The sequence below is a fragment of the Allobosea sp. 2KB_26 genome (assembly GCF_052115715.1).
GTDB lineage: Bacteria > Pseudomonadota > Alphaproteobacteria > Rhizobiales > Beijerinckiaceae > Allobosea.
In genome coordinates this window covers 25,973-49,156 of sequence record NZ_JBFRHE010000027.1, presented here as the reverse complement: position 1 = coordinate 49,156, position 23,184 = coordinate 25,973, and the positions used below count along the sequence as shown (strand labels likewise).

Genomic DNA, 23,184 nt, shown 5'->3' with positions numbered 1-23,184 from the left:
GAACATGCCAACAAGCATGGCGATCCAAAAATCCTCGAACGCTGCACCTTGCCCCTGACCGGCGCTGGCGTCGTCGACCTTGTTGTGACCGATTTGTGCGTCATGGCCTGCGACAAGGCGAAGGGCGGGCTGACCTTGCTCGAACTGGCACCCGGCGTGTCCCTTGACGAGGTCAAGGCCAAAACTGGCGCGCCCTTCGTGGTCGCGGCCGCCCTTGGCAGAGCTGCGTAAGACCGTAAATCTGCGAAATTGCTGGGCGTCTCTTCTCCGTACAACAGATCGCCCAGTCCCCGTGCTCGGGGTCGCAGCGATTAGCGAGGCTTCTCGCGGGCAGCGAGCGCACTTGCTGGTTCCCCCTTGCTAGGCAACGGCCCTATGGAGGCGTGACCGACCGGTCAACGCAACTGGACCCTTCAGCCTTACGTCCGCGCAGTCCTGGCGCCCCAGATCGCAAGCCCGCGCGAAATTCAAGGATCGCTGCAGTAACGCCTATAACGCCGACGACATTGCCCGGATGAACTAGCACTACGCGCTCGTTTTCGCTCAGACGCGTTGGCCGGCTGCCGTTGAGAATGTCCGCGATCTCGCTGTCGAAAGGGCCGCCATGCAGCAAGCGGCCGTCGCGGAACTGCTGTTCCGCCTGTACCCGATCATCGACGATCATTCGATCGAAGGCCTCAAAACCAGGCAACCAACTGCGCCCAAGATCCACGACATTGACAAAGGTTCCCGGTTCGACCCAGGCAGGATCAAGAAAGGGTTTCAGCCCAGGGCTTGCCGGGATCGTGGAAATGACGATGTCGGCGTCGGAGAGCGCCGCTTGTCCGGCCGTCGTGATTACAGGCGTCTGCCCACGCTGTCGGACGAAAGCTGCGAACGATTCGGCCGATGCCTGAGAGCGAGTGACTATCCGCACCTCACGGATCGGGAGGACGCCATCCAACGCCTCGAGATTGAGGCGCGCCTGCGTGCCCGCTCCGATAATGGTGGCGATGCCCGAGCGTGTTCTCGCCAGTTTGCCGGTTAGAAGGCGAGTGATACCCGCCGGTAGGATACTGGACGTGTAAGTGCCGTCGATCAGGCCGATAGGCGCGCCGCTCGAGCGCTCAAGGGCATATTGTCGGCTTGAATAGGCGGGCGCTCCTTTCAGGATAGCATCTGCAGTCGGACCAAACAGCATGTGGAAGAGAGACAGGTTCCGCTGGCGCCAAGCCGCATAGGTCGACATCTGGAAAGCGCCGTCCTCGCCTACAAGCAGGGTCTTCGGCTTCCAGATGATGTCGCCGGCGGCTCCTGCCAGAAAAGCTTCACCGATCGTATTTGCGATCTCGTCGAGCGGGATGTCGAGCTGCTCGATCTCCTCGGGTCCAATTACGTTGTTCATCGTGCTGCTCATCGAAACAGGCGGTCGCGCAGCGCAAAAGCACGCACGGCGGCCGGAAGGAAAAGGTTGTTCGCTGGCCAATAGGGAATCGCCGGGAGCGGCCGGTCATAGGCGCTGGTCCGCGCTTCCTGGCCCAGTATCTTCTGAGCGATTCGATGTCCGAGATAGGTGGACATGGGCACACCGACGCCGCAGCATCCCAGCATGTAGTGCACGCCTTCTTCAATGCCGATATGGGGTATCCAATCGTCGGTCAGCGCGAATGTGCCGGTCCAGCAATGACTGACCTCGGTCTCTGCCAAGGCCGGAAATCGCGATTGGAAGTATGCGAACAGTCTGCGCGCCTTGGTGGCCAGATCGCCATCTGAGCGTCCTGCCCTCCCGCTCATGATCAGGCGACGTTCTCCGGCTGGTGCCATGTAATGGAGAATCTGAAAGGTGTCGCTGAATGAGCGACCCTTGGGCAGTACCCGGGACACGATCTCGGGGTCCATCTCTTCCGTAGTGAGCGCGAAGGCGGGAACAATCGTCAGACGGCGCCGCAGGCTCCGCATCACTGCGGTGTCGCGACCGGTCTCCGCATTCGTTGCAATGATGACGTCCGTAGCACGATAGGTTTTGCCGGCTGCCGTAACCTCAAACGAGCCACCGGTGCGCTTTATGTCAGTGACGCGGCATTCCTGCGCCAGATGGGCACCGGCCGCGCGAGCGGCCCGGGCCAATCCATGCTGCAGCAATGCTGGCTGCAGCGTGGCGGAGGAGCTAACCACGAGGACGCCATGGAATGCGTCGGAGCCGATCTCTTCACTTTGGCGGTCAGCGCCAAGAAGCTCGACTGCGCCCATGGTGTCCTGGAAGGTCGGAAGCGCAACCTTCAATTTGTTGAAGGCCTTCGTACTGTGGGCAGCGATGACCCGGCCGCGTGTCTGAAGGTCGCAATCGATGTTCTCGTCCCGAATCATCTGCTCAACAAATTCGCGCGCGAGCCGTGCCTCACGATAGATTTCGCGCCCGACCGCCTCGCCATAACGAGCATTGATCTGTGCAAGCTTGGCCTTCGGGACGTTGCCGAGCGAGCCCGCCGAGCGGGACGACGCACCCTCGCCAATACGCCCCGCATCGAAGGCAATGACCGATCGGTCGCTGCGCGCAAGGGTTCGCGCTGCCGAGAGGCCTGCATAGCCCGCGCCGACGACGATAACATCTACCTGTTGCGGCAGCGCCCGTGCCATGTCGCAAAAGGGGGGCAGGGCCGCTGTCCAATACGGCTGGGTTGAAAACCGCGTGGAGAGGACGTCTTTCATCGCGGTGTCTCCAGCATTTTTGAATCATTCGACGTCGGCGCCTTGGTCGGAGGCAGCCTGTCCCAACTGTCAGACACACCCCTTTCGAGGCGATGCTTCATGATGCGCTCGCTGGGCGTCCGTTCGAATTCCTTGACGAAGGCGATATAGCGCGGGTTCTGATAAGCGGCGAGGCGATCGCTCAGCCATTCCGACAGGCTGGCCGCCGACAGATCGACGCCCTGCTTCAACTGCACAAAGAGCTTGATCTCCTGCTCCCCGATCTGGGCGTCGACCCCCAATGCTGCGGCGTCCACGACGGCGGGATGCATCGCAACGACCTGCTCGATTTCCATCGCCGAAACGTTCTCGCCGCGGCAGCGGATGCTGTCCGTCTTCCTACCGTGGAAGTAGAGTCGCCCGTCCTGATCCATCGACCCCACGTCGTTGGTATACATCTTGCCATCGCGTAGAGCGGCTTTCGTCGCATCCTCGTTGCGATAGTAGCCGGCAAATAGCGCGTGCGGCGCTAGCGGGGTCAGGACGATTTCGCCACGGCTGTCGGGTGGCACAGGGCGGCCGGCATCGTCGAGAATCTGGACTGAGAACCATGGCACTGTGCGGCCGACGCTGCCGGGCGTACCATCGCCGTTATAGGTCGCGATGCTGGATGTCTCGGTCATTCCATAGGCTTCGCGAAGCGAGATGCCGAACCGATCCTGGATCGCATTCCAGTTGTCGGCACGGGCACCCGCTCCCCAGCCCACGCGCACGCCGTGCTCGCGCTCGGAAGCGGAGGCGGGACGCTGCTGCAGCATCTGGAGAATGCCGCCGAGATAGTGAATATGAGTCGAGCCGGTCTCTCGCACCTCTTGCCAGAAGCGCGAGGCGCTGAAACGTTCGACCATGGCGATGGTTAGGCGTCTCAGGAGCGGCATCAACAAAACCTGCGCGCCGCCAACATGATACAAGGGCTCCCACATAAGGAGCCGGTCGCCATCGCGTGCATCGGCGAGGAGGATGGCGGCCTCCGCGGCGAAGCGCATCATACCATGGGTGACGAGGACACCCTTTGGATGCCCCGTCGTTCCTGAAGTGTACATGATGGCGAAGAGGCTGTCGGTCGTGGCAGGGACATCCTGCCAAGGGATATCTTCGTCCAGCAGATGATCCAGGAACGAGGGCGTCGTCGGGCCATGCGCGATCACTTCGAAGCCCGAGAACTGCGGCCTGCATTCTTGCAAGCTCTGAAGACGGCTGTCATCGGCGATGACCAGGTTGGGCTGCGAATGCTCGATGAGGTAACGCAGTCCCACTCCTCGCTGTTGAGGATTGATCGGCACCCAAACTAGGCCTGCGCGCGCCAACCCGTACAGCAGGAACAGGACCTCCGGCCGATTGGCCATCATGATGGCCACGCGATCACCTGGCACGAGGCCTTTCGCCGCGAACTCGGCAGCGGCAGCGCGCGAAGCCCGGTCGAGGTCGCGGAAGCTATATGTCCGATCGCCCAAGCTCGCGAAGCCGGCCATGGGCTCCTCTCGGCATTTGCGGAGAAAGAGCTCGAGGAACCCAGTATTCTGCAAGGTCATAAGCTAATCCGGTTCTATCGGGCCCGCCTGCCACCGGCCTTCTCGGCGAGCAGCAGGAGAGTGAGCGCGAGGAGGAAGACGACAACCGAGGCGGCCGCAATCGTTGGGTTGAGCTGCAGGAACATGTCGTCCCACATCTGCTTCGGAAGCGTCGTCATCACGCCGCCCGACACAAAGATCGCGAGCGTCAGTTCGTCGAAGGAAGTGATGAAAGCGAACAGGAAGGCCGCGATCAGCGCTCCCTTGGTGAGGGGGACTGTGACGCGCGACAGCACCCGCAATCGATTGGCGCCAAGGGTTGAGGCTGCGTGGTCGAGCCGCCAGTCATGGTTCTTCAGAACTGCGGCGATGGTAACAAAGGTGAATGGCAGCGCGAGGACGACATGGCCGATGACGAGGCCGGTTCTGGTTCCAATCAAGCCGATACGAGCAAACAGGTACATCAGTCCAACGCCGAACACGATGCGCGGAACGATCATTGGCGAGAGCATCAGCGCGAAGATCACACCTTTCCAGCGCGTATCGCTCTTCGCGAGACCTAGCGCAGCCAATCCGCCGAGCAGCGTCGCCAGCAAGGCGCTGACGAAACCGATGACGAAGGAGTTGAGCGTCGCAGTCATCCACAAGGGCGATTGGAAATAGACCTCGAACCAGCGGAGGCTGTAGCCCGCTGGCGGAAAGTCCAGAAAGCTCGCGCTCGTGAAAGCGATCGGGATGACAACCAGCGTGGGCGCGGCAAGGAAGAATAGCACCAGAATACCGTAAGCCGGCATCATCTGTTGGCGGAGCCTGCCGGGCAGTACCCACGCCAGCGCCGTCGAGATGAACTCAGAGACATCGGCACAGATGCGAAGGATCAGGCGCCCACTGGCGCGAATTAGCCCGCCGTGTGACCTTGGCGCAGACTCGCCGCCTGACAAGGTCGACATGCCGAAAAGCCGATCATAGATGAACCAGGCAACGAATGTGGCTACCAGCAGCAGGACCGACAGCGTGCTTGCAAAGCCGAAGTTCAACAGCTGCTGGATCTGCGCGATGATCATTTGAGCGAGAAAGGTCTGCTGCGGTCCGCCCAGTAGGGCCGGAACGATGAAGAAGCCGAGCGACGTGATGAAGGTTAGTAGCCAGGCAGAGGTCAACCCCGGCAGGGACAGCGGGACATGGGTCAGCCAGAAGCCACGTGCCGGATGTGCCCCCAAAGTCTGGGCAGCCTGAAGCAGACGGTTGTCTACCGACGAAATGACCGGGAGCATGGTTAGCACGGCTAGGGGGAGCATGCCGTGCACCATGCCGACGATGACCGCGCCTTCTCCCTGCAACATCGACAGAGGTCCCCCGCCGATGGTGCCGAGTATCTGGTTGATGACACCGGTTCGTCCGAGAACCAGCATCCAGGCGAAAGTCTTGACGAGATAGCTGGTCCAGAACGGGATCAGGACAAACAGCAGAACATAGGTCTTCGCACGCGGCGACAGACGAGCGATCCAGTAAGCGAGCGGGAAGCCCAGCAGCACCGAGACGCATGCAGTGATCGCCGATATCCTCAGCGTGACCGTCAGGACACGGACATAGAGCGGCGTCTCGATCACACGTCGGAAATTCGCAGTGCTAAACGAGCCGGCGCTGTCATAGGCGCTCAAGGTCAGGAGCTGCGCCACCGGCCAGAGAAAGAAGATTGCCAGCAGGATGAGGGCTGGCATCACGAGCCAGGACGCGGAGAGGCGGAGGGGGCTCGAGCCCGGTAGGCGATTGATATGCATCATGGCTTAACCACCACGCCGACGCTCTTGGGCCAGGAAACCGAGACAGTGTCGCCGATGGAAGGCGCATCGGCAGTCGCGGTGAGGCGGCAACTGACCACACCCAGACTCGCGGTCTCGACCAGCACCCTGACGTCTGCGCCGCCAAAAATCGTTTCGATGACCCTACCGCTAACGGAGTTCTCTCCGCGGTTGCCGAGGCTGACGGCTTCTGGGCGGATCACGAGTGCTGCGGCCGCTCCTTCGCCCTGGCTGACGTCTGCTACCTTGAAAGCATGGCCTGCAGAGATGAGAATCGGTTCTCCGTTCTCCCTCGAAATGTGACCGCGGAAGATGTTCGACGTTCCGATGAACTCTGCAGCGAAGGCTGTGGCGGGCCGCATGTAGATATCGCGCGGAGCTGCTACCTGCTCGACTCTTGCCTGGTTCATCAGGCAGATGCGATCGGACATCGCGAGCGCCTCTTCCTGATCGTGTGTGACGTAGATGATCGTCGCGCCGGTCTTGCGATGCAGCTGTTTGATTTCGACTTGCAGATGCTCGCGCAGTTTGCGGTCGAGTGCTCCGAGGGGCTCGTCCATTAGGATGACGGAGGGCTGGTATACGAAGCAGCGGGCCAGGGCGACGCGTTGCTGCTGTCCGCCGGAGAGTTCGCGCGGAAATCTGGCACCAAGGTGTGCCAGACGGACAAGGTCGAGTGCCTGCGCAACCTTGTCCTTGACGAGGCTGGTTTTCAGCCGCCGCATCTCTAGGGGAAAAGCTATGTTTTCGGCCACGGTGAGATGCGGGAAAAGTGCGTAATGCTGGAAGACGAGTCCGATGTCGCGACGGTGGACAGGCGTCGCCGTATGGTCCTGGCCATCGATGATCACCCGCCCTGCACTTGGAGGGACCAGTCCGCAAACCATCTGGAGCAGGGTGGTCTTTCCTGAGCCGGATGGCCCCAAAAGCGTCAGGAATTCCCCAGTCTCGATCGACAGATCCGTGGCCTGTAGAGCGTCGATTTCGCCATAGCGCTTGGAAAGCCCTTGCACCAAAACCTTCGGCGGCTGTTGAGACATGCGTTACCCCCCCCCAAGAGCGATATCAGATATAGTATTGCATTATAATACTTTTTAACACACTAAGGTCCCTTCACTTCACATGTCAACGCCTCTAGGGTTCGTAACGACGAGCTTCCATATGAGTTTGAGCGGAGATCAAATGACGGTGTCAGAGAAGAAGGCAAAGCGTCCATCCGCGGCGGCGTCGCGGCCGCAGGACGACGACCCACTGATGGTGCGGTCAGTCGAGAAGGCGTTGCGGGTGCTCGATGTCTTCGTTCGCCGAGGCGCGAGTTTGAGTCTGACAGCACTGGCCGCAGAGCTGGGTGTTGACAAGAGTACGGCCCAGCGATTTTCACACACTCTTGAGCAACTGGGTTATCTGAGAAGAGATCCTACAACAAAACATTTCGAGCTAGGTATAAAGGTACTCGATCTGGGTTACGGCTATCTCCATGCGAACACCCTTTTAAATAGAGCGATGCCTTATCTTATTCATTTGAGTCGGGAGACCGAAGAGACAATCAATATTACGATGCGTGACAAAGCGGAGATCGTTTTCGTATCCCGATTTATGAGCAGGCATCTTTTTAATACGGATGTGACTATCGGAACGCGGATGCCCGTCTATTGCACGGCGCCGGGCATCGCGATGCTCTCCAGGCTTCCCCGATTGGAGGCGGTCGGCCTTCTAGAGCAATGCGATCGCCGTCCAATCACGGAGAACACAACCTGGGAGATGGACGCGTTGCTGGCCAAGTTGGACGTCAGCAGCGCTCGCGGGTATGCGACTGCGTTCGAAGAGTTCTATCACGACGATCTATCGATCTCGGCGCCGATCTTCGAGGCGGGGTTACCTATCGCCGCGGTGACTGTTTCGGTGTCTCGCGTGCGCTATACGCCTGAAGACGCTGAAATTCGTTTCGCTCCCCTCGTGATTGCGGCAGCCCGTTCGATCTCTCATTCCAGCCACCAAATCGGCTCTTCCCTACGTCGTTAAAGTGGCGGCATCTCGCTAAAGCCGTTGCGCCGAGTGGATCTTGTCTACAAAGTATTACAATGGCATACTTTGTGTCTTTATGTTTGACATCGAATGGCCTGTCATGCTCCGTTGAGTTGGGTTCGCTGAGAGCCCCAAGATTCAACCCAGCCTGGGAACTGCATTCGTATGGATCACGCTCTGCCTCGAGTGACGTATTCCAACGTCGGGACGGACTTCTCCAAAGTCTTCGTTCGCCTTGCCACTGAGCTGCGCGCCGCGGCGGGTAGTGCCGGCAAATCCATCCCAAATCTGATTGGAGGCCAGGCCGATGAGGGTGGGGCGCGCTACCTAGCACGCAGCCCGATCGATGGAGTGGAACTCGGAAGCTTCTTCGAGGCGGAGCCCGCCGACGTCGATCGTGCGGTCGTAGCTGCGCGCGCCGCGTTCCCCGATTGGGCCGGGCGCAGCTGGAAGGAACGGGTCGCGCTTATGCGCGGGGTGGCGAATTTGCTGTCCGAGTACAAATTCGAGGTCGCGGCCGACTGCATCCGCGAGGTCGGAAAATCCTTTGCGGAGGCTATGGGCGAAGTCGAGGAGGCCGTCGATCTCGTGCGCTACTACAGCGATCAGATCGAGGCGAATGATGGCTTCTACCGGCCGCTCGCGCGCGCCGTCCCGGTCGAAGAAACTTCCGACGTCCTACGCCCCTATGGTGTTTTCGCGGTCATCGTTCCGTTTAATTTTCCCGTTGCGCTCGGCATAGGCATGTTGGCGGGCGCTGTCCTGGCCGGGAATGCCGTGGTGCTGAAGCCGAGCCCTCAAGCCGGCCTGACGGGCGCTTGGCTTGCCCGGCTCTGCGCCGAGGCGGGCCTGCCCGATGGCGTCGTAAACCTGGTATGCGGAGGTGCATCCACCGGTCAGGCGCTTCTAGAGCATCCGGCGGTGTCAGGTTACGCCTTCATCGGCTCGCATGCAGTCGGCACCCATATTCTCCGAACCGTCGCCGCCGGGGCTTATAACCGACCCGTCATTATTGAGATGGGCGGCAAGAATCCGTGCTACGTCACAGCGAGCGCCGAGCTTGACGTCGCCGCCGAGGGTGTCATGCGCTCAGCTTTTGGCTTGCAGGGCCAGAAGTGCTCCTCCTGCTCCAAAGTCTACGTGGCGCGCGAGATCTACGCGGAGTTTCTCGGCAAGTTGACCGAGCGAACGAGCGCCCTCCGGATCGGAGCTCCGCGTGACGCGTCAATCTTCATGGGCCCGGTCATCAATGCCGCTGCCGGCGAGCGATATGCCCGCGCCTGCGCAGAGGCGCAGCGCGATGGACGAATTGTATCGGGCGGCATGCGGCTGTCAGGCGGTGATTTTGACGGCGGGGTCTATGTCGAACCCGTCATTGTGGAGGGGCTCGCCGCCAATCATCACTTGAACAAGGACGAGTACTTCTTGCCGTTCTTGTCGGTCCAGCCATTCGATCACCTTGAGCAAGCGATCGCCGACGGCAACGATACTACCTACGGATTGACTGCCGGCACATACGCTCAAGACCCGGCCGAGCTCGATCTCTTCCTTGACCGAGCTGAAGCTGGAGCGCTCTACGCCAACCGTGCCAGCGGAGCGACCACCGGCGCGTGGCCCGGCGTCCAGACCTTCTGCGGCTGGAAGGGCTCGGGCGTCGCGGGCAAAGGCGCGCTCGGCCCCTACTACGTTCAGCAATTCATGCGCGAGCAGAGCCGCACCATCATGCGCTCTGTCGCCAAGGCCGGGTGACCAGTGATGAGCGACACGATCCTTTCTTCCGTTTCCGACGGCGTCGGCCTGATCATGCTGAACCGGCCTCAGGTTCTCAATGCCTGGGACGGTCCTATGCGCGCCGCCCTCGTCGAAAAACTGCGTGCTTTCGAATGCGACGAATCCGTCCGTTCCATCGTTATCACCGGAGCGGGCGAGCGGGCCTTCAGCGCAGGGCAGGACCTCAATGAGACGAAGCGCTTCTCAGGAGACGACGGCAAAGCCTGGATCGCCGAATGGGAGGTTTTGTATGGGCTCGTTCGCTCGCTCACGAAGCCGTTCATTGCGGCACTCAACGGCGTCGCGGCAGGCTCCGCGTTCCAGTTCTCGCTCCTGACGGATATCCGGATTGCGCATTCGGGGGTGAAGATGGGGCAGCCCGAAATCAATTCGGGCATCGCCAGCACGCTCGGTCCCTGGATCATGCGCGAGATGATCGGGCTTTCGCGCACCATCGAACTTACGCTCACCGGCAGGATGATGTCCGCCGAAGAATGCCTGAGGATCGGTCTGATCTCGGAACTGGTCGAACAAGAACGCGTCCTTCCGCGAGCGCTTGAGCTTGCTCAGGAACTTGCCCGGAAGCCCCCGGTCGCCATGCGTCTCAACAAGGCGCGATTCCGGGAGGTCACCGAGGCGGGTTTCGTCAACGCGCTGCGCGCGGGCGAGGTGATGCAGAAAGAATCCTACGGTTCGGGCGAGCCAGCCCGGATGATGGAGGCATTCTTCCGGCAAAGAGCGGGCCAGAAATAGCTCGCGTCCGTGTTGGCAATCAAACCAGACAAAAAGGGGAGATAAAGTATGACGACTATTTCACGGCGCGCCATGCTGCAGGGTACGCTGGGCGCGGCCATTGCAGGTCCGGGGCTAATTGGCGCAGGCACTGCCCAGGCACAGATCAAGCAGATCACTGTGGCCGATCCAGGTGGCGCATATGGCGAAGCTTTCCGGAAAGCCTTTTACGATCCGTTTGAGAAGGCAACGGGCATCCGCGTGATCAATGTCGCGCGTGAGGCCGAGCCGACCGCGCAGATTAAGGCCATTGTCGAGACCAAGTCCTATACTTGGGACGCTTCGATCCTGACGATGGCGGCTCGAGACATCCTCCAGGCTCAGAACCTGCTCGATCCGCTCGAGGTTACGGCGGCCGATACCGCAGGCATGCTGCCGGAAGCAGTCACGCCCTATTGGCTCGGAACCGACATGTACGCGACCCTGTTTGCGTACCGCACGGACCGCTTTAAGGACGATGCCCCGAAGTCCTGGTCTGATTTTTGGGACGTGAAGCGCTTCCCGGGCCGCCGAAGCCTTTCCAAGAGCCCGATCGATACGCTTGAGCAGGCCCTGCTTGCCGATGGGGTGCCGCTCGACAAGCTTTACCCACTTGATCTCGACCGGGCTTTCAAGAGCCTCGACCGGATCAAGTCACATGTTGCCGTGTGGTGGTCCGGAGGAGCACAGTCTGCCCAAATCATTCAGTCCGGAGAGGTCGACCTGGTTGCCATCTGGAATGGCCGAGCGCAGGCTGTGCTCGATGGCGGGGCGCCGATCAAGCTCGTCTGGAACCAGGCAATTTACTCGGTCGAGGGCTTCGCTATCCCAAAGGGCGGACCTCGCGTTGCAACTGTCCGCCAGTTTATCAAGTTCTGCGCGAACCCGGAACGTCAGGCCGCTTACACGCAGTTCCTGAGCTATGGCCCGACAAATACCGACGCCTACAAATTCATCTCCAAGGAACGCGCCGCGATGCTGCCGTCGAGCACGGAAAATTTGAAGGGCATGGTCAAGCAGGATGAGAAGTGGTGGGGGCAGCACCGCGCCGACGCACTTGAGCGCTTCAATACGTGGCTGCTGACCTGACGCCCCCTCGGGCCGGCGGCGTCGTCCGGCGGCCCTCTTTCCCTAGCCCAAGCACAAAGAGCCAGCGGTTCCGCTCATGCCTACAACGAATGCGAGCCGCGTGCTCCACCGAAAGCCCGGATCTATCCCCGAGACAGTAGTCCGCGCCGAGGGCCTGCGGATTTGGACTGCGGAAGGTCGAGAATATCTCGACGCGGTATCGGGCGGCGCAGCTGTCTCCTGCCTAGGGCACGGCAATGGCGAGGTCGAGGATGCGATCCGTCGGCAGATGACGCAGGTGGCGTTCTATCACACGTCTTTCTTCACATCTGAACCTGCCGAACGCCTGGCGGAGGCGCTAATCGAGGGGGCGCCGCAGGGACTCTCTCGTGTTCTGTTCTGTTCGGGCGGTTCCGAAGCCGTAGAGGCTGCGCTGAAACTCGCCAGACAGTACTGGGTCGAGCGCGGCGAACCTTCGCGGTCCAAGATTATCTCCCGCCGACAGAGCTATCACGGTGCGACGCTCGGTGCCCTGTCGGTTGGAGGTAACGTCAAGCGGCGCGAGGTCTACGCGCCTATGCTGTTCGACGCTCACTTTATCGACCCCTGTTACGAATACCGTCTTAGGGAGCCTGATGAAGACCTCCTTGACTACGGCAGGCGGGCGGCAAACGAGCTCGAGGCGGCGATACTCGCGCTGGGGCCGTCAAATGTTGCCGCTTTCATTTGCGAGCCGGTCGTTGGAGCCACTCTTGGAGCCGTGCCGGCCGTGCCAGGCTATCTCAAGACAATCCGGGAGATTTGCGACCGCCATGGCGTGCTGCTGATCCTCGACGAGATCATGTGCGGCATCGGCCGAACCGGCTGGCACTATGCCTGTGCGGAAGACGGCGTCGCGCCGGACCTACTGACCGTTGCCAAGGGACTCGGAGGCGGCTTTCAGCCGATCGGCGCTGTCCTCGTGGGCGATCGCGTCGAGGCCGCCCTGACCGAAGGCAGCGGTGAACTCAAGCACGGCTTCACCTACATGGCCCATCCTGCCGCCTGCGCTGCCGGCGACGCAGTGCAACGCTATATCCGCGATCACTCCCTCCTGGTCGCGGCCCGGATCCGTGGGGAAGAGCTCAAGGCCGGTCTGGATGATGCTTTGCGGGAGCACCCCAATGTCGGCGACATTCGGGGGCGTGGCCTCTTCCTGGGGATTGAGCTCGTCGCAGACAGATCGACCAAAGCACCGTTCGATCCAGAGCACCGCGTCTTCGCGAAATTCAAACAGGCGGCGATGGAGCGCGGATTGCTGACCTACCCGGGCGGCGGGTGCATCGACGGCGAGCGGGGTGACCACATTCTGTTGGCGCCTGCATTGACCATCAGTTCAGGCGAGTGCGCCGAACTGATCGACAGGTTGTGCCTTGCTTTGGGTGATATCGGCTTTACGCGTTTTGCCAAAGCACCGTAGACACCAATCGGTTGGACACGTCCGAAGCCTTCTGGCTCCGCCGTATCCAAGGTACTGCGAAACGAACTCACTATAACGAATCTGGTACGTCATGCCCGCTTCCCGGCAGTCGTCGTGACGTGGCCACGATGTGCATTGGCGTCGGGCAAGGCGTCGCGGTCGCGCTTGAACGGGCCTGAGGCCGTATTTTTAGCGTTAGATGTTTGATCCCGAAGCAAGAATCGGAGAACTCGCTATGGGCCAGGGTCTTCACATTGCACCCGACAGCTTGCAGGGTTGATGCCCGACGCCGATGGAGCCCCGCTGCCAATCGAACTCAACGGGGCCAAAAAACTGGCTTTGTAGTCCTCAGGTCTGTCGGATTTTTTGGGAAGGAGCGGTCATCGCTTCGATCTGAAGCAAATTTTCCAAATGCTGGCGGGAGCGAGAGCCTCTCTTTCGACCTCAAGCCCGTCGCGAAATCCTCCACACACCTCTCATTCTCTTTCGGCTGGGCGGACCCTGGCTGTTATCAATCAGCCGATCAGTGAGCGGACAAATTCGGCGCGATCTTCGATACTGGTGCGAGGAAGTTCGACCAGGTCGTAACCAAGGGCCGTATATACGGCGATCATTGCCTCGTAGGTTCTGTGGGCCGTATCGAGATCCTGCTTGCGCTCAGCATCCTGCCGATAAATTTCCGGCCAGGGCGGTGCAATGAAAACGCAAGTATTGTAGCGGAGCCGCTCGCTCGCCTGTCGCACGTGATCAGGGACGGACAGCCCCTCCACTTGGAGATAACCAATGATGTCCGGCAGACCCCTGTCGAATAGCATCCGCCCGATCGCGTGCTGTTGCGTCGCCTGCCTGTGCGACCGCATTTCCCAGGACAGCATGAGTTCCGCGAACAGCTCCCTGTCCATCCATGGCAATGCGGAACCGCCTATCGCCAACTGATCCTGAATGATGCCGCGCCCGGCCTCGGCGGATCGCGGGACGCCATTTTTCTCCAACCGATCCAGCAGTGTGCTCTTCCCCGAGCCGGGGCCACCGGTGATGACGAAGAAGTCCTGTTCGCTTGATGGCATGAAAATCTCCTGACCATAGGCGCCGGACGGCCGGGGTGCGGCTGTTCGGCTAATATTGAGTATTGAAGAAGGGATGGAACGTCTGGGGCGAAAGTGTACAGGCTTCAGGCGCGAAGCAACTGCAATTCCAGTCGGATGGGATGGTAATACGAAAAGGTGATTCGCCTTTTCGGCACTCCAGCCAAATCATATCGCGCGGTACCTATAATATCCGATGACCGGAAATGGAGAGCTGGCTCGGTTTGGTTGAACAGTTTCGGGGCTGTCGCTAAGTGGATCTCGGCCCTGGTTATGCCGCCACCGGGATTGGCAGCAGCGCGTTGAAGTAGGCCTGGTCGGGCGTCTGCCGACCCAGATGCAGTTCGTCGATCCGGCGCATCAACGCCAGACCGGCAACCGAGACAGCGCGGGGCAGATAAAAGACGCTGCCCCGACTGATCACGAGCATACGAGCTTCCCGGCTCAGCGGCAGATCGTGCTGGCGATCGATCATCGCTTTGCGCTCAGAAGGCCCGCCTTTCCGAGCGCCCCGGACAAAAAATCATTCTCCAGCATCTCACGTCGATCGTCGGAGCGGCAGTCTCGGCCCTGGTGTCCGAGCCGAAGGCACCCACGGCGCCTTCCAAAAGCTGGCCGCGCCACTGCGTGATCTGGTCGCGGTGGACGTCAAACCGCTGGGCCAGCTCCGCCAGCGTCTTCTTGCCCTTGATCGCTGCCAACGCCACTTTCGCCTTGAAGCCGGCGTGTGGTTCCGCCGCGGTCGTCTCGTCATGATCTCTCCTGTCGCGGCCGCCATGCCGCCTTCAGGCAGAAACTCACTCAACCGCGCTGTTCGGATTTCCCGAGCCGGCTCTCCCGTCCCTTAGCGCGACACCTCAGGCCGAATTAGGCACCAACGCCCCCAGCGAGCCAAGGGTTCTCTAGGAAGTAAGCCTGTTCGAATTCTTGAACAAGTGGCGCGTCCAGCAGCGTCTCTCCAATCGCGTCAAGGCCGAGCATGAGCGAGCGTTTCCTACGGCTATCAATCTCGAACTTAATTTCCAAGCTACAGCCAGATGAGATTTTCTGGCCTTCAAGATCGATCTCGAAGCGGTTCTTCGTTGGATCGGAGGCATGCAGCATCAAGCTTTGAATATCCCCGTCACTCAGGGTTAGTGCAAGCAGTCCATTGCGGGTGCAGTTATCAAAGAAAATTCCCGCAAAAGAGGTCCCGATAATCGCTCGGATCCCGAGTTGCAAGAGCCCCCAGACTGCGTGCTCTCTGCTTGAGCCACATCCAAAATTTGGTCCGACGACAAGGAACTTTGCGTCCCGCCACTCTTGCCTATTAAGGACAAAACTCTCCGCAGCCTCTCCGAAACGGAGATCATGGAAAACTCCGCGCGAAAGGCCTGCACGGTCGATACCTTTCAAGAATTTTTTGGGCATGATTACGTCCGTATCGATACTCGATCCGGGAAGCGCCGCCGCGACGCCTGAAACACGTGTGAACGGATCCATGACACCCTCAGGATTGAAATTGACTGACGTCAGTGAGGTGGCCTGCGATTGCCGCAGCGGCCACCATTGCCGGGCTCATGAGGTGAGTGCGCCCGCCGACACCTTGGCGCCCTTCGAAGTTTCGATTGGTACTAGATGCGCAGCGCTCGCCAGGTGCGAGGACGTCATCATTCATCGCTAGGCACATGGAGCAACCGGGGCCACGCCATTCAAAGCCGGCATCGATGAATACCTTGTCCAATCCCTCAGTTTCCGCCTGCCGCTTCACGGAATTGGAGCCCGGCACGACCATTCCGCGAACACTTTTTGCTACGCGTCGGCCACGGACAATTACTGCCGCATCTCTTAGATCTTCTATTCGGGCGTTGGTGCACGATCCAATAAAGGCTCGGTTGATTGCGACATCCGACAGCGCCATTCCAGGCTGCAAGCCCATATATGCCAGCGCCCGTTCCATGTCCCGGCGCCGGCCGGGCTCTTGCTCCTGTGACGGATCAGGAATTCGGCCACTGATTGGAATTGCCTGATCGGGACTGGTCCCCCATGTCACCATTGGCTTGATGTCGGCAGCAACGATGTCGACGGACCTATGAAATATCGCATCAGCATCGCTATGGAGGGATTTCCAGTGCTGTACTGCGCGATTAAACATTAGTCCTTTGGGCGCGCGTTCGAGGTCCTCAATGTGGTCGAAGACCCGCTTATCCGGCGCGATCACGGCACCCCGGGCACCACACTCTACCGACATGTTGCAGATGGTCATACGGCCCTCGACCGATAAGTCGGTGATGGCCTTACCGGCAAACTCGATTGCGTAGCCCGTAGCACCAGACGCTCCGATTTGCCGAATGAGCGTCATTATCAAGTCTTTTGCGGTAACTCCGGTGGGCAAATTTCCATCCACCAATACTCGCATCGAGCGCAGCCGCCGATATGGGAGTGTCTGGGTTACCAGCAAATGCTCAATGTCCGAGGTCCCTATCCCGAAACCAAGTGCACCAAACGCGCCATATGTTGTCGTATGGCTATCGCCAGCCGCGATTACAGTACCCGGCAAGACAAGCCCCAACTCCGGCATTACGACGTGTTCGATGCCGCGGCGCGGATGAAAAGCATCGTACATTTCGATGCCAAAGAGCCGGCAATTGTCGGCAAAATACTCCAGTTGTCGAGCGGCACTCCTGTCTTCCATGTCAGCAGTGCGCGTCGGAGTGGTGGGGTTCACATGATCCACGGTTCCCAGTGCTGAGCTAGCTCGCCAAATTTTGCGATTTGCTTCTCTAATACCTGAAAACGCCTGAGGACTTGTGTATTCATTAAGAACCGTACGGTCAACATATAGTAAGACCTCGGTGGAATCATCATTCAAGGATTTGACGATATGATTATCGACCAATTTGTCGTACAAGGTGCGTGCTGCGGCGTGCATTGGCAAATACCTTCCGGTTTTTAGGCATTGAGACCGATATTTTTATGTTTCGTGCCAGTGTTTACTTGGGCGCCAGACCCCGTGAACCTTGAGGGTCTTTGCCGTACATGCGTCTTATGAAAAGTTTATATTTTTAAATATCCGTTCGTATTGAACGAACTAACACCGTGTTTTCATGATTGATTGCTGGGGAAGATCTTTATAAGCCGACAACGTGGGGATAACGATCACTAAAGCGGCATGTCGTCAGCGCGATCCGCAACACTTAGAGGATCGACGGGATCAGCGGCCGCCGATCGGTATCTGAAACCGCCAAAAATATGGGCCGAATGTTCGGCCGTTAGTCCGAAGGTCTCGCGGGAACGCTCTAGATCGTCCGACGTTGCCGCTTCTTGCTCGTCGAGTTCGTCTCCAGCGCGGGCCCTACCGCCCAATCCTACCACAGCGACGTGTTTAGCGCGGCGTTGCCCAGGGGCCGGTGTACACCCGCCCGTTGCGCACTTCCGGGATAATCGCTTAGTATAGGTGATTACGGTCACGATCGATCTCGTCCGAGTACACAGATTGCGTCATGGCACCGCTCCCGCAGCTGGAGGGCGCAGCCGACTTTCAATCGACCTGCTTCAGACTCGCGGCAAATTGTTTCCACCGCGCGACATATCCTTGCACCGAGCTGGAGATCCGCGCGATCGCCTTTTCGTCGAGCGTACGAATGGCCTTGGCCGGAGCGCCGACGATCAGCGAGTTGTCGGGAAAAACCTTGCCCGCGGTAACGAGCGCATTGGCCCCGACTAGGCAATTGCGGCCGATCCTGGCACCGTTCAGTACCGTGGCGCCCATGCCGATTAGGCTGTTCTCGCCGACGGCGCATCCGTGCAGGATCGCGCGATGGCCAATAGTGCAGCCGGCGGCGACAGTGAGCGGATAGCCCATATCGGTGTGGAGCACGCACGTTTCCTGAATATTGCTGTTCTCGCCGATCTCGATCCATTCATTGTCGCCGCGTAGTACCGCGCCGAACCAGATTCCGACCCCGGCCCCGAGGCGCACCCGGCCGATCACATGCGCATCGGGGGCAAGCCAGTATTGGCCGTCACCCGGGCATTCGGGCCTGATTCCGTCGAATGAATAGAGCGGCATAGGCGGATCCTTCTGGTGAGCTAAGAGGGTGGCCATGGACAGCGGGCACAATGACGCCGGTCATTCTGTCGAAAGATATCTACGCGCGCTGACTGCGGTTCAGCACGCCTCGCTAAATGGCCCTTATCCGAAACCGCGCTATGTCGCGGGGGGGGCGTCGGGAGTTCCTTTTTCGCACCGACGCGATAGGGTCACCCGCGCCCAGGTGAAGCCGGGCGCGGGATATTTGACGACTCCTCAACCGGCCTTGGTGGAGACCAGCGGCCTGCGGGTGACGGCGAAATCCTCGACTGCGCTCAGCAGTGCATCGATATGGCGCTGCTCATGCACGAGCGACAAGTTGATCATTCCGCGCCGCGCCATGTAGATTCCGCGCTTAAGCATGTCGAAGAAAAACAGGTCACGTAGTCGCATATTACCACGTGCAACATCCTCGACGCTTCGGATTTCGCCAGTCGTCATGTGGACGTTCATCATCGAGCCTCGCCCCGAGAATGTCATCGACGCGTCGTATTTCGTGGCGATGGCGTTCAATGTTTTCCGGGTTTCTTCGCCGAGTTCGTTTAATCTGCTGACCTCATCCCGTGTGTAGATCTGGGTCATCGCCGTTAGGCCGGCGGCCATGGTGAGTGCATTGTTGTTGAAGGTGCCGGCATGTGGCAATGATTGCGGCTGGCGCGGGTCGAGATGGCTCATGATGCTGGCCGCACCGCCGAACGCTCCGAAGCTCATGCCGCCGCCGATATATTTGCCGAGCGTGGTGAGGTCCGGTGTAATACCGTGCTCGCCCTGCAACCCGCCCGGACTGAGCCGCGAGGTCATCACTTCGTCGAAGATCAGCGTGATGCCATGCTCCTTGGTCATCTCGCGCAACATGGCGAGGAATTCGCGCGTTGCCGGAATACAGCCGCCGCCGCCTTGCATCGGCTCGAGGATCACAACGCCAAGCGCCGAAGCATTGTCCTTGATCAACTGCTGCGTCGCACGGACATCATTATAGCGAGCGACAATGAAATCGAACGGTGCATTGATGGCGTTATGACCGTGGTGGAAGGTAAACACACCACCATGGTAGCCGCCGTTAAAGACCATCACCTTCCTGCGCTTGTTTACTGCCAGCGCGGTGCTGATCGCCATCATGTTGGCTTCGGTGCCAGAATTGGTGAAACGAAGCAGGTCGATGGAAGGGAAACGGTCACATAGCGTAGCGGCGAACTCAGCTTCAATCAGGCCGTGCCCGCCGAAGTTAATGCCACCATCGAGAGCCTTGTCGATCGCTACTCGGATGATCGGGTGGGAATGGCCATAGATACCGGCGGTAAATTCCCCAAGGAAATCCGTGTATTTGTGGCCGTCTGCATCCCACAGATGCGGGCCTTCGCCGCGTACCACCGTCAGGGGAAACGGCGGATGAAACAGGCTCGTACGCGTATTGCCGCCCGGCATGAACTGTGTAGCCATGGCATGGGCTGCTTTGCTTTTCGGGTTCCCGTCCGCAAAGTTCTCCTGCGCTTCTTGCAGCGCAGCGTCCAGGCTCACATTCATCGTATCATTGGACATGACTGACTCCAGAGATCACTTCACAATTTTCAGCATTTCGCGGGCCTCAGCCGGCGTCGCAGGGGTATGGCCAAGTATGTTGATGATCGATGCAGCCTTTTCGACCAGCGCAGCATTGCTTGGGGCTAGCTTGCCGCGAGCGAGATAGAGGTTGTCCTCCAAGCCGACGCGAACATGGCCGCCCAGCAGGATCGCCTGCGCCGCCATCGGGAACTGATGCAGTGAGACGCCAAAAGCGAACCACACGCTGTCTGCTGGCAAGAGGTTGCGCATATACAGCATCGCTTCCGCAGTAGCCGGCTGCCCCCACAATATCCCGAGGCAAATCTGGAACAGGGCAGGGGAGCGGATCAGCTTCTCTTCGATGAGGCGCCGGGCGAGCAGCACATGGCCAGCTTCGAACACCTCAAGCTCGGGGAGCACGCCGGCTTTCGCAATCGTGTTGGCCATGGTTCGCAAATGGTCAGGCGTGTTCAAGAACGCCTGATCGCCCATGTTCATTGAGCCCATGTCCAGGCTGCAGATCTCCGGACGCAGCGCATCGACATGGCGTGTGCGCTCGTGAGGCAGGAAAAAAAACGTGCCTTCGCCACCCTCCCGCGGGTTGACAGCGCCGGGCACGAAGCGCCCCCCAGCGCCAGTCGTCAAGTTGATAATTACGTCAACGCCGCTGTCGCGGATGCGCTCGGTGACCTCACGATAGAGTTCCAGGTCCATGCTCGGCCGGGTAGTCTTCAGATCGCGGACATGGATGTGCACGATCGCCGCTCCAGCCTTAGCAGCGTCGATCGCTGATTCAGCAATAGCCTGCGGCGTCACCGGCACGGCCGGATTCTTGCCGGGCGAATCGGCCGAACCGGTAACTGCGCAACTAATCATAATCTTTCGGCTCATTCGCCTAACCTCTCGTGTGGCATGCGTGGAGTGTTGAGAATTGGGAGTGAAGGGGCAGGGTCGGCCTGCGATGGGTTAATCAGTCATCGCTCGCCGCCTGAAATAGGCTGTCGCCGACGATGTGATCGATGGAGCCGACAATATCTGCATGGACCGCGGCCCTCGCCTCGGCGGGGTCGCGCCGCTGCATCGCGGTAAGGATGCGGACGTGATTGTCGTTGCCGCGCCAATCGGAGGATTGCTTGTGCAGGATGTGGAAAAATGGGCCCGACCGAATCCACAGCGATTGGATCACTTTGATCAGCGTGTGCGAGCCGGCCGCCCCGTAGATGAGGAAGTGAAACGCCTGATTGCAGGCGAGATAGGCGCGGACATTCTCCTCATTGTGCGGCCGAGTGGAAATTTCACACATCTCGCCATGCCTGCGGGCAAGTAATTCCAGCGTCTCGTCGGTCATCAACTGGGTCGCTGCCTCCGCCGCTGCCGCCTCGATCAGCGAACGGGCGGCGACCAGATCACGGTAACTCTCGACGCTGACGAGAGGCACGCGTACGCGACGATTTTCCAGCAATTCGAGAGCGCCGATTGCCACCAGGCGCTTGACTGCTTCGCGCACCGGCATGGTGCTCGTGCCAAGCGCGTTCGCGACGGCACGCAGCGGCACGCGCTGTCCGGGCGCGAAATAGCCGCTGGCCAACGCCCGGTGCAAGGATTCGTAGACCTGCTCGTTCAGGGACTGCCTCGTCACGGAGGTCAGGCTGACAAAGGGCGACGAGAAATCCATGGCTGGAGCATTCGCTCTGTCAGCATCCGACATGGGCACCGCTGATTCTGGTTTGGACATCAAAAACTCTCCTGGAGGCCTTAGCGCAAGGAAGCACAGTAGCCTCCCGCAAGGGAGCGGGTCCTTGCGTGCTGCAGGTGATACTTCTCTGAGCCGGCGATTGGCGATGCCAATCGCCGGCTCAGGTGTTTGTTGTGATCACAATATACGAGATGTTGTATGTGGGCAAGCGCCCAAATCGACCCGCGCGACACGCAAGACGGATTATCGGAGTGTTCGGCCAGAGGCTAGTAAGATTCCCGGGAGCGACGCTGATGCGGAGAGGGCGGCGGCGCCCATTTTCAAAAACAAGAAAAGCAGCTTGCGCTCAAAATTAGTTTGTGATCACAATCGCCATGAGAAAAATGTGCCCTTGAATGGCTGCGGCCTTTCCGGATGGCAATCGTCTCGATGGGGGAACCTGACAGTTTAAAACATCTACGCCTGAGCTTTGCAGGCCGCAGAGCCGATCTGTCGTCCGCTCGCTGCGGCGCAACGATCATCGCAGGCGCCATGCTTGAGGGCGGCCCCGCCAATCACGGCCGCTAAAATGTAATTTCCAGCAGACAACCGGAGATCGACATGAGAAACAAAATCCTCGCCCTAGCGGGCGGCATTATGCTGTCGCTGGCCTTACCGATGGCGGCGCACGCCGACATGCTTGAAACTGCCAAGGGCGCCGGCGCCATCAAATGCGGCGTCTCCGATAACCTGCCCGGCTTCTCCTATTTGAACGACAAGGGCGCTTGGACAGGCTTCGACACCGACTACTGTAGGGCGTTCTCGGCAGCGATGTTCGGAAACGGTGACAAGGTCAAGTTCACGCCGGTCGCCTTCAATCAGTCTTTTACGGCGCTGCAATCGGGCGAAGTCGACGTGCTCTCGCGCAGCATCACCTATACGATTTCCCGCGATACTCAGCTCAAGGTCAACTTCACGTCGCCAAATTTCTATACCGGCCAGAGCTTTATGGCTCACAAGCAGCTTGGCGCGAAAAGTGTCAAAGACCTAGATGGCGCCGCGATCTGCGTGCTGGCCGGCAGCGTGAGCGAGCGCTACATTGCAGATTACTTCCGCGCTAACAAAATGAAGTTCAAGCCGATCGCGATCGAACAGACCGCGCAAGTCCAGTCGGTCTACGAGAGTGGACGCTGCGATGCGATGTCCCACGAGACGCCGGCGCTTGCGATCGCGCGCTCGCGCTTTAAGGACCCGGATGCGCATGTCATCCTGCCCGAGGTGATCGCCAAGTCCTACGAGGCACCGTTGGTGCGAGAGGGCGACGAGCGCTGGAACGACATCATCCGCTGGACGCATTTTGCGTTAGTGACTGCCGAGGAACTCGGCATCACCCAAAAGAATGTCGAGGAGAAGCTGAAGTCCGACGATCCTGCCGTGCGTACCTTCCTGGGCGTTGAAGGCGACATTGGCGAAAAGATGGGTTTGGCAAAGGATTGGACGGCCAATGTTATCAAGGCGGTCGGAAACTACGGCGAGATTTACGACAAGCATCTCGGCAAGGGATCCGCGCTCAAGATCGAACGCGGCATGAATGACCTCTACGAGCGTGGCGGGCTCCTGTTCGCTCCATCTTGGCGGTAACGCATCAATCCAGGCGAGCCGTTCTGCCCAACATGA

The 23,184-nt window shown here is 59.6% G+C and carries 19 protein-coding genes and 1 pseudogene; 7 read left to right on the top strand and 13 right to left on the bottom strand.

What is annotated here, in order from left to right; translation table 11 throughout:
- On the top strand, positions 1 to 231 hold a 231-nt coding region (locus AB4099_RS33085), incomplete at its 5' end, for a CoA-transferase (protein ID WP_441481199.1).
- A gap of 142 nt (positions 232 to 373) precedes the next feature.
- Here the strand turns inward: AB4099_RS33085 and AB4099_RS33080 are convergent.
- The 5 genes from AB4099_RS33080 to AB4099_RS33060 form a co-directional block, all read right to left on the bottom strand.
- Positions 374 to 1,384 carry a hypothetical protein gene (locus tag AB4099_RS33080; RefSeq protein ID WP_441481198.1) on the bottom strand — a complete coding sequence of 337 codons (1,011 nt, stop codon included), beginning with the start codon at positions 1,382 to 1,384 and terminating at the stop codon, positions 374 to 376.
- Between the two features lie 8 nt (positions 1,385 to 1,392).
- Positions 1,393 to 2,688, bottom strand: a complete 1,296-nt coding sequence (locus AB4099_RS33075; RefSeq protein WP_441481197.1) for an NAD(P)/FAD-dependent oxidoreductase — start codon at positions 2,686 to 2,688, stop codon at positions 1,393 to 1,395.
- On the bottom strand, positions 2,685 to 4,199 hold the full coding sequence (locus AB4099_RS33070; protein ID WP_441481196.1) for an AMP-binding protein: 1,515 nt from the start codon (positions 4,197 to 4,199) through the stop codon (positions 2,685 to 2,687). Before AB4099_RS33070 ends, AB4099_RS33075 begins: the two co-directional genes overlap by 4 nt.
- 74 nt (positions 4,200 to 4,273) lie before the next feature.
- Positions 4,274 to 6,022, bottom strand: a complete 1,749-nt coding sequence (locus AB4099_RS33065; protein ID WP_441481195.1) for an ABC transporter permease subunit — start codon at positions 6,020 to 6,022, stop codon at positions 4,274 to 4,276.
- Complete coding sequence (locus AB4099_RS33060; protein WP_441481194.1) at positions 6,019 to 7,080, bottom strand: ABC transporter ATP-binding protein; 1,062 nt, start codon at positions 7,078 to 7,080, stop codon at positions 6,019 to 6,021. Before AB4099_RS33060 ends, AB4099_RS33065 begins: the two co-directional genes overlap by 4 nt.
- A 142-nt stretch (positions 7,081 to 7,222) precedes the next feature.
- Between AB4099_RS33060 and AB4099_RS33055 the strand changes: the two genes are divergently transcribed.
- From AB4099_RS33055 to AB4099_RS33035, 5 genes are all read left to right on the top strand, one after another.
- Complete coding sequence (locus AB4099_RS33055; RefSeq protein ID WP_441481193.1) at positions 7,223 to 8,062, top strand: IclR family transcriptional regulator; 840 nt, start codon at positions 7,223 to 7,225, stop codon at positions 8,060 to 8,062.
- A gap of 168 nt (positions 8,063 to 8,230) precedes the next feature.
- On the top strand, positions 8,231 to 9,814 hold the full coding sequence (locus AB4099_RS33050) for an aldehyde dehydrogenase family protein (protein WP_441481192.1): 1,584 nt from the start codon (positions 8,231 to 8,233) through the stop codon (positions 9,812 to 9,814).
- 6 nt (positions 9,815 to 9,820) lie between these two features.
- Positions 9,821 to 10,588 carry an enoyl-CoA hydratase/isomerase family protein gene (locus AB4099_RS33045; protein WP_441481191.1) on the top strand — a complete coding sequence of 256 codons (768 nt, stop codon included), beginning with the start codon at positions 9,821 to 9,823 and terminating at the stop codon, positions 10,586 to 10,588.
- Between the two features lie 48 nt (positions 10,589 to 10,636).
- Entirely contained in the window at positions 10,637 to 11,695 is a 1,059-nt protein-coding gene (locus tag AB4099_RS33040) for an ABC transporter substrate-binding protein (RefSeq protein ID WP_441481190.1), read from the top strand.
- A gap of 76 nt (positions 11,696 to 11,771) precedes the next feature.
- A complete protein-coding gene (locus AB4099_RS33035; RefSeq protein ID WP_441481189.1) occupies positions 11,772 to 13,133 on the top strand; it encodes an aspartate aminotransferase family protein in 1,362 nt (453 codons plus the stop codon).
- Between the two features lie 515 nt (positions 13,134 to 13,648).
- Here AB4099_RS33035 and AB4099_RS33030 read toward each other — a convergent pair.
- From AB4099_RS33030 to AB4099_RS32995, 8 genes and pseudogenes are all read right to left on the bottom strand, one after another.
- Positions 13,649 to 14,200: an AAA family ATPase gene (locus tag AB4099_RS33030; protein WP_441481188.1), complete on the bottom strand. Its 552-nt coding sequence runs from the start codon at positions 14,198 to 14,200 to the stop codon at positions 13,649 to 13,651.
- A gap of 352 nt (positions 14,201 to 14,552) precedes the next feature.
- Positions 14,553 to 14,972, bottom strand: a pseudogene (locus AB4099_RS33025) (transposase); the annotation flags it as partial.
- A gap of 113 nt (positions 14,973 to 15,085) precedes the next feature.
- Entirely contained in the window at positions 15,086 to 15,700 is a 615-nt protein-coding gene (leuD, locus tag AB4099_RS33020; protein ID WP_441481187.1) for a 3-isopropylmalate dehydratase small subunit, read from the bottom strand.
- A gap of 7 nt (positions 15,701 to 15,707) precedes the next feature.
- A complete protein-coding gene (leuC, locus tag AB4099_RS33015; RefSeq protein WP_441481186.1) occupies positions 15,708 to 17,129 on the bottom strand; it encodes a 3-isopropylmalate dehydratase large subunit in 1,422 nt (473 codons plus the stop codon).
- Positions 17,130 to 17,738: 609 nt separating this feature from the next.
- Positions 17,739 to 18,269: a gamma carbonic anhydrase family protein gene (locus AB4099_RS33010; RefSeq protein WP_441481201.1), complete on the bottom strand. Its 531-nt coding sequence runs from the start codon at positions 18,267 to 18,269 to the stop codon at positions 17,739 to 17,741.
- A gap of 237 nt (positions 18,270 to 18,506) precedes the next feature.
- Positions 18,507 to 19,829: an aspartate aminotransferase family protein gene (locus AB4099_RS33005; protein ID WP_441481185.1), complete on the bottom strand. Its 1,323-nt coding sequence runs from the start codon at positions 19,827 to 19,829 to the stop codon at positions 18,507 to 18,509.
- 15 nt (positions 19,830 to 19,844) lie between these two features.
- A complete protein-coding gene (locus AB4099_RS33000; protein WP_441481184.1) occupies positions 19,845 to 20,723 on the bottom strand; it encodes a beta-keto acid cleavage family enzyme in 879 nt (292 codons plus the stop codon).
- Positions 20,724 to 20,802: 79 nt separating this feature from the next.
- Positions 20,803 to 21,567, bottom strand: a complete 765-nt coding sequence (locus AB4099_RS32995; RefSeq protein WP_441481183.1) for a GntR family transcriptional regulator — start codon at positions 21,565 to 21,567, stop codon at positions 20,803 to 20,805.
- A 561-nt stretch (positions 21,568 to 22,128) separates the two neighbouring features.
- Between AB4099_RS32995 and AB4099_RS32990 the strand changes: the two genes are divergently transcribed.
- Positions 22,129 to 23,148, top strand: coding sequence for an amino acid ABC transporter substrate-binding protein (locus AB4099_RS32990; RefSeq protein WP_441481182.1), 1,020 nt, complete (start codon positions 22,129 to 22,131; stop codon positions 23,146 to 23,148).
- Positions 23,149 to 23,184 lie beyond the last annotated feature (36 nt).

What these genes read in the sequence shown, in the direction of transcription:
- leuC (WP_441481186.1), bottom strand. Translation starts at nt 17,129, where the DNA reads ATGCACGCCGCAGCACGCACCTTGTACGACAAATTGGTCGATAATCAT.
- AB4099_RS33065 (WP_441481195.1), bottom strand. Translation starts at nt 6,022, where the DNA reads ATGATGCATATCAATCGCCTACCGGGCTCGAGCCCCCTCCGCCTCTCC.
- AB4099_RS33070 (WP_441481196.1), bottom strand. Translation starts at nt 4,199, where the DNA reads ATGGCCGGCTTCGCGAGCTTGGGCGATCGGACATATAGCTTCCGCGAC.
- AB4099_RS33050 (WP_441481192.1), top strand. Translation starts at nt 8,231, where the DNA reads ATGGATCACGCTCTGCCTCGAGTGACGTATTCCAACGTCGGGACGGAC.
- leuD (WP_441481187.1), bottom strand. Translation starts at nt 15,700, where the DNA reads ATGGATCCGTTCACACGTGTTTCAGGCGTCGCGGCGGCGCTTCCCGGA.
- AB4099_RS33040 (WP_441481190.1), top strand. Translation starts at nt 10,637, where the DNA reads ATGACGACTATTTCACGGCGCGCCATGCTGCAGGGTACGCTGGGCGCG.
- AB4099_RS33005 (WP_441481185.1), bottom strand. Translation starts at nt 19,829, where the DNA reads ATGTCCAATGATACGATGAATGTGAGCCTGGACGCTGCGCTGCAAGAA.
- AB4099_RS33055 (WP_441481193.1), top strand. Translation starts at nt 7,223, where the DNA reads ATGACGGTGTCAGAGAAGAAGGCAAAGCGTCCATCCGCGGCGGCGTCG.
- AB4099_RS33030 (WP_441481188.1), bottom strand. Translation starts at nt 14,200, where the DNA reads ATGCCATCAAGCGAACAGGACTTCTTCGTCATCACCGGTGGCCCCGGC.
- AB4099_RS33080 (WP_441481198.1), bottom strand. Translation starts at nt 1,384, where the DNA reads ATGAACAACGTAATTGGACCCGAGGAGATCGAGCAGCTCGACATCCCG.
- AB4099_RS33000 (WP_441481184.1), bottom strand. Translation starts at nt 20,723, where the DNA reads ATGAGCCGAAAGATTATGATTAGTTGCGCAGTTACCGGTTCGGCCGAT.
- AB4099_RS33035 (WP_441481189.1), top strand. Translation starts at nt 11,772, where the DNA reads ATGCCTACAACGAATGCGAGCCGCGTGCTCCACCGAAAGCCCGGATCT.
- AB4099_RS33045 (WP_441481191.1), top strand. Translation starts at nt 9,821, where the DNA reads ATGAGCGACACGATCCTTTCTTCCGTTTCCGACGGCGTCGGCCTGATC.
- AB4099_RS33010 (WP_441481201.1), bottom strand. Translation starts at nt 18,269, where the DNA reads ATGCCGCTCTATTCATTCGACGGAATCAGGCCCGAATGCCCGGGTGAC.
- AB4099_RS32995 (WP_441481183.1), bottom strand. Translation starts at nt 21,567, where the DNA reads ATGTCCAAACCAGAATCAGCGGTGCCCATGTCGGATGCTGACAGAGCG.
- AB4099_RS32990 (WP_441481182.1), top strand. Translation starts at nt 22,129, where the DNA reads ATGAGAAACAAAATCCTCGCCCTAGCGGGCGGCATTATGCTGTCGCTG.
- AB4099_RS33060 (WP_441481194.1), bottom strand. Translation starts at nt 7,080, where the DNA reads ATGTCTCAACAGCCGCCGAAGGTTTTGGTGCAAGGGCTTTCCAAGCGC.
- AB4099_RS33075 (WP_441481197.1), bottom strand. Translation starts at nt 2,688, where the DNA reads ATGAAAGACGTCCTCTCCACGCGGTTTTCAACCCAGCCGTATTGGACA.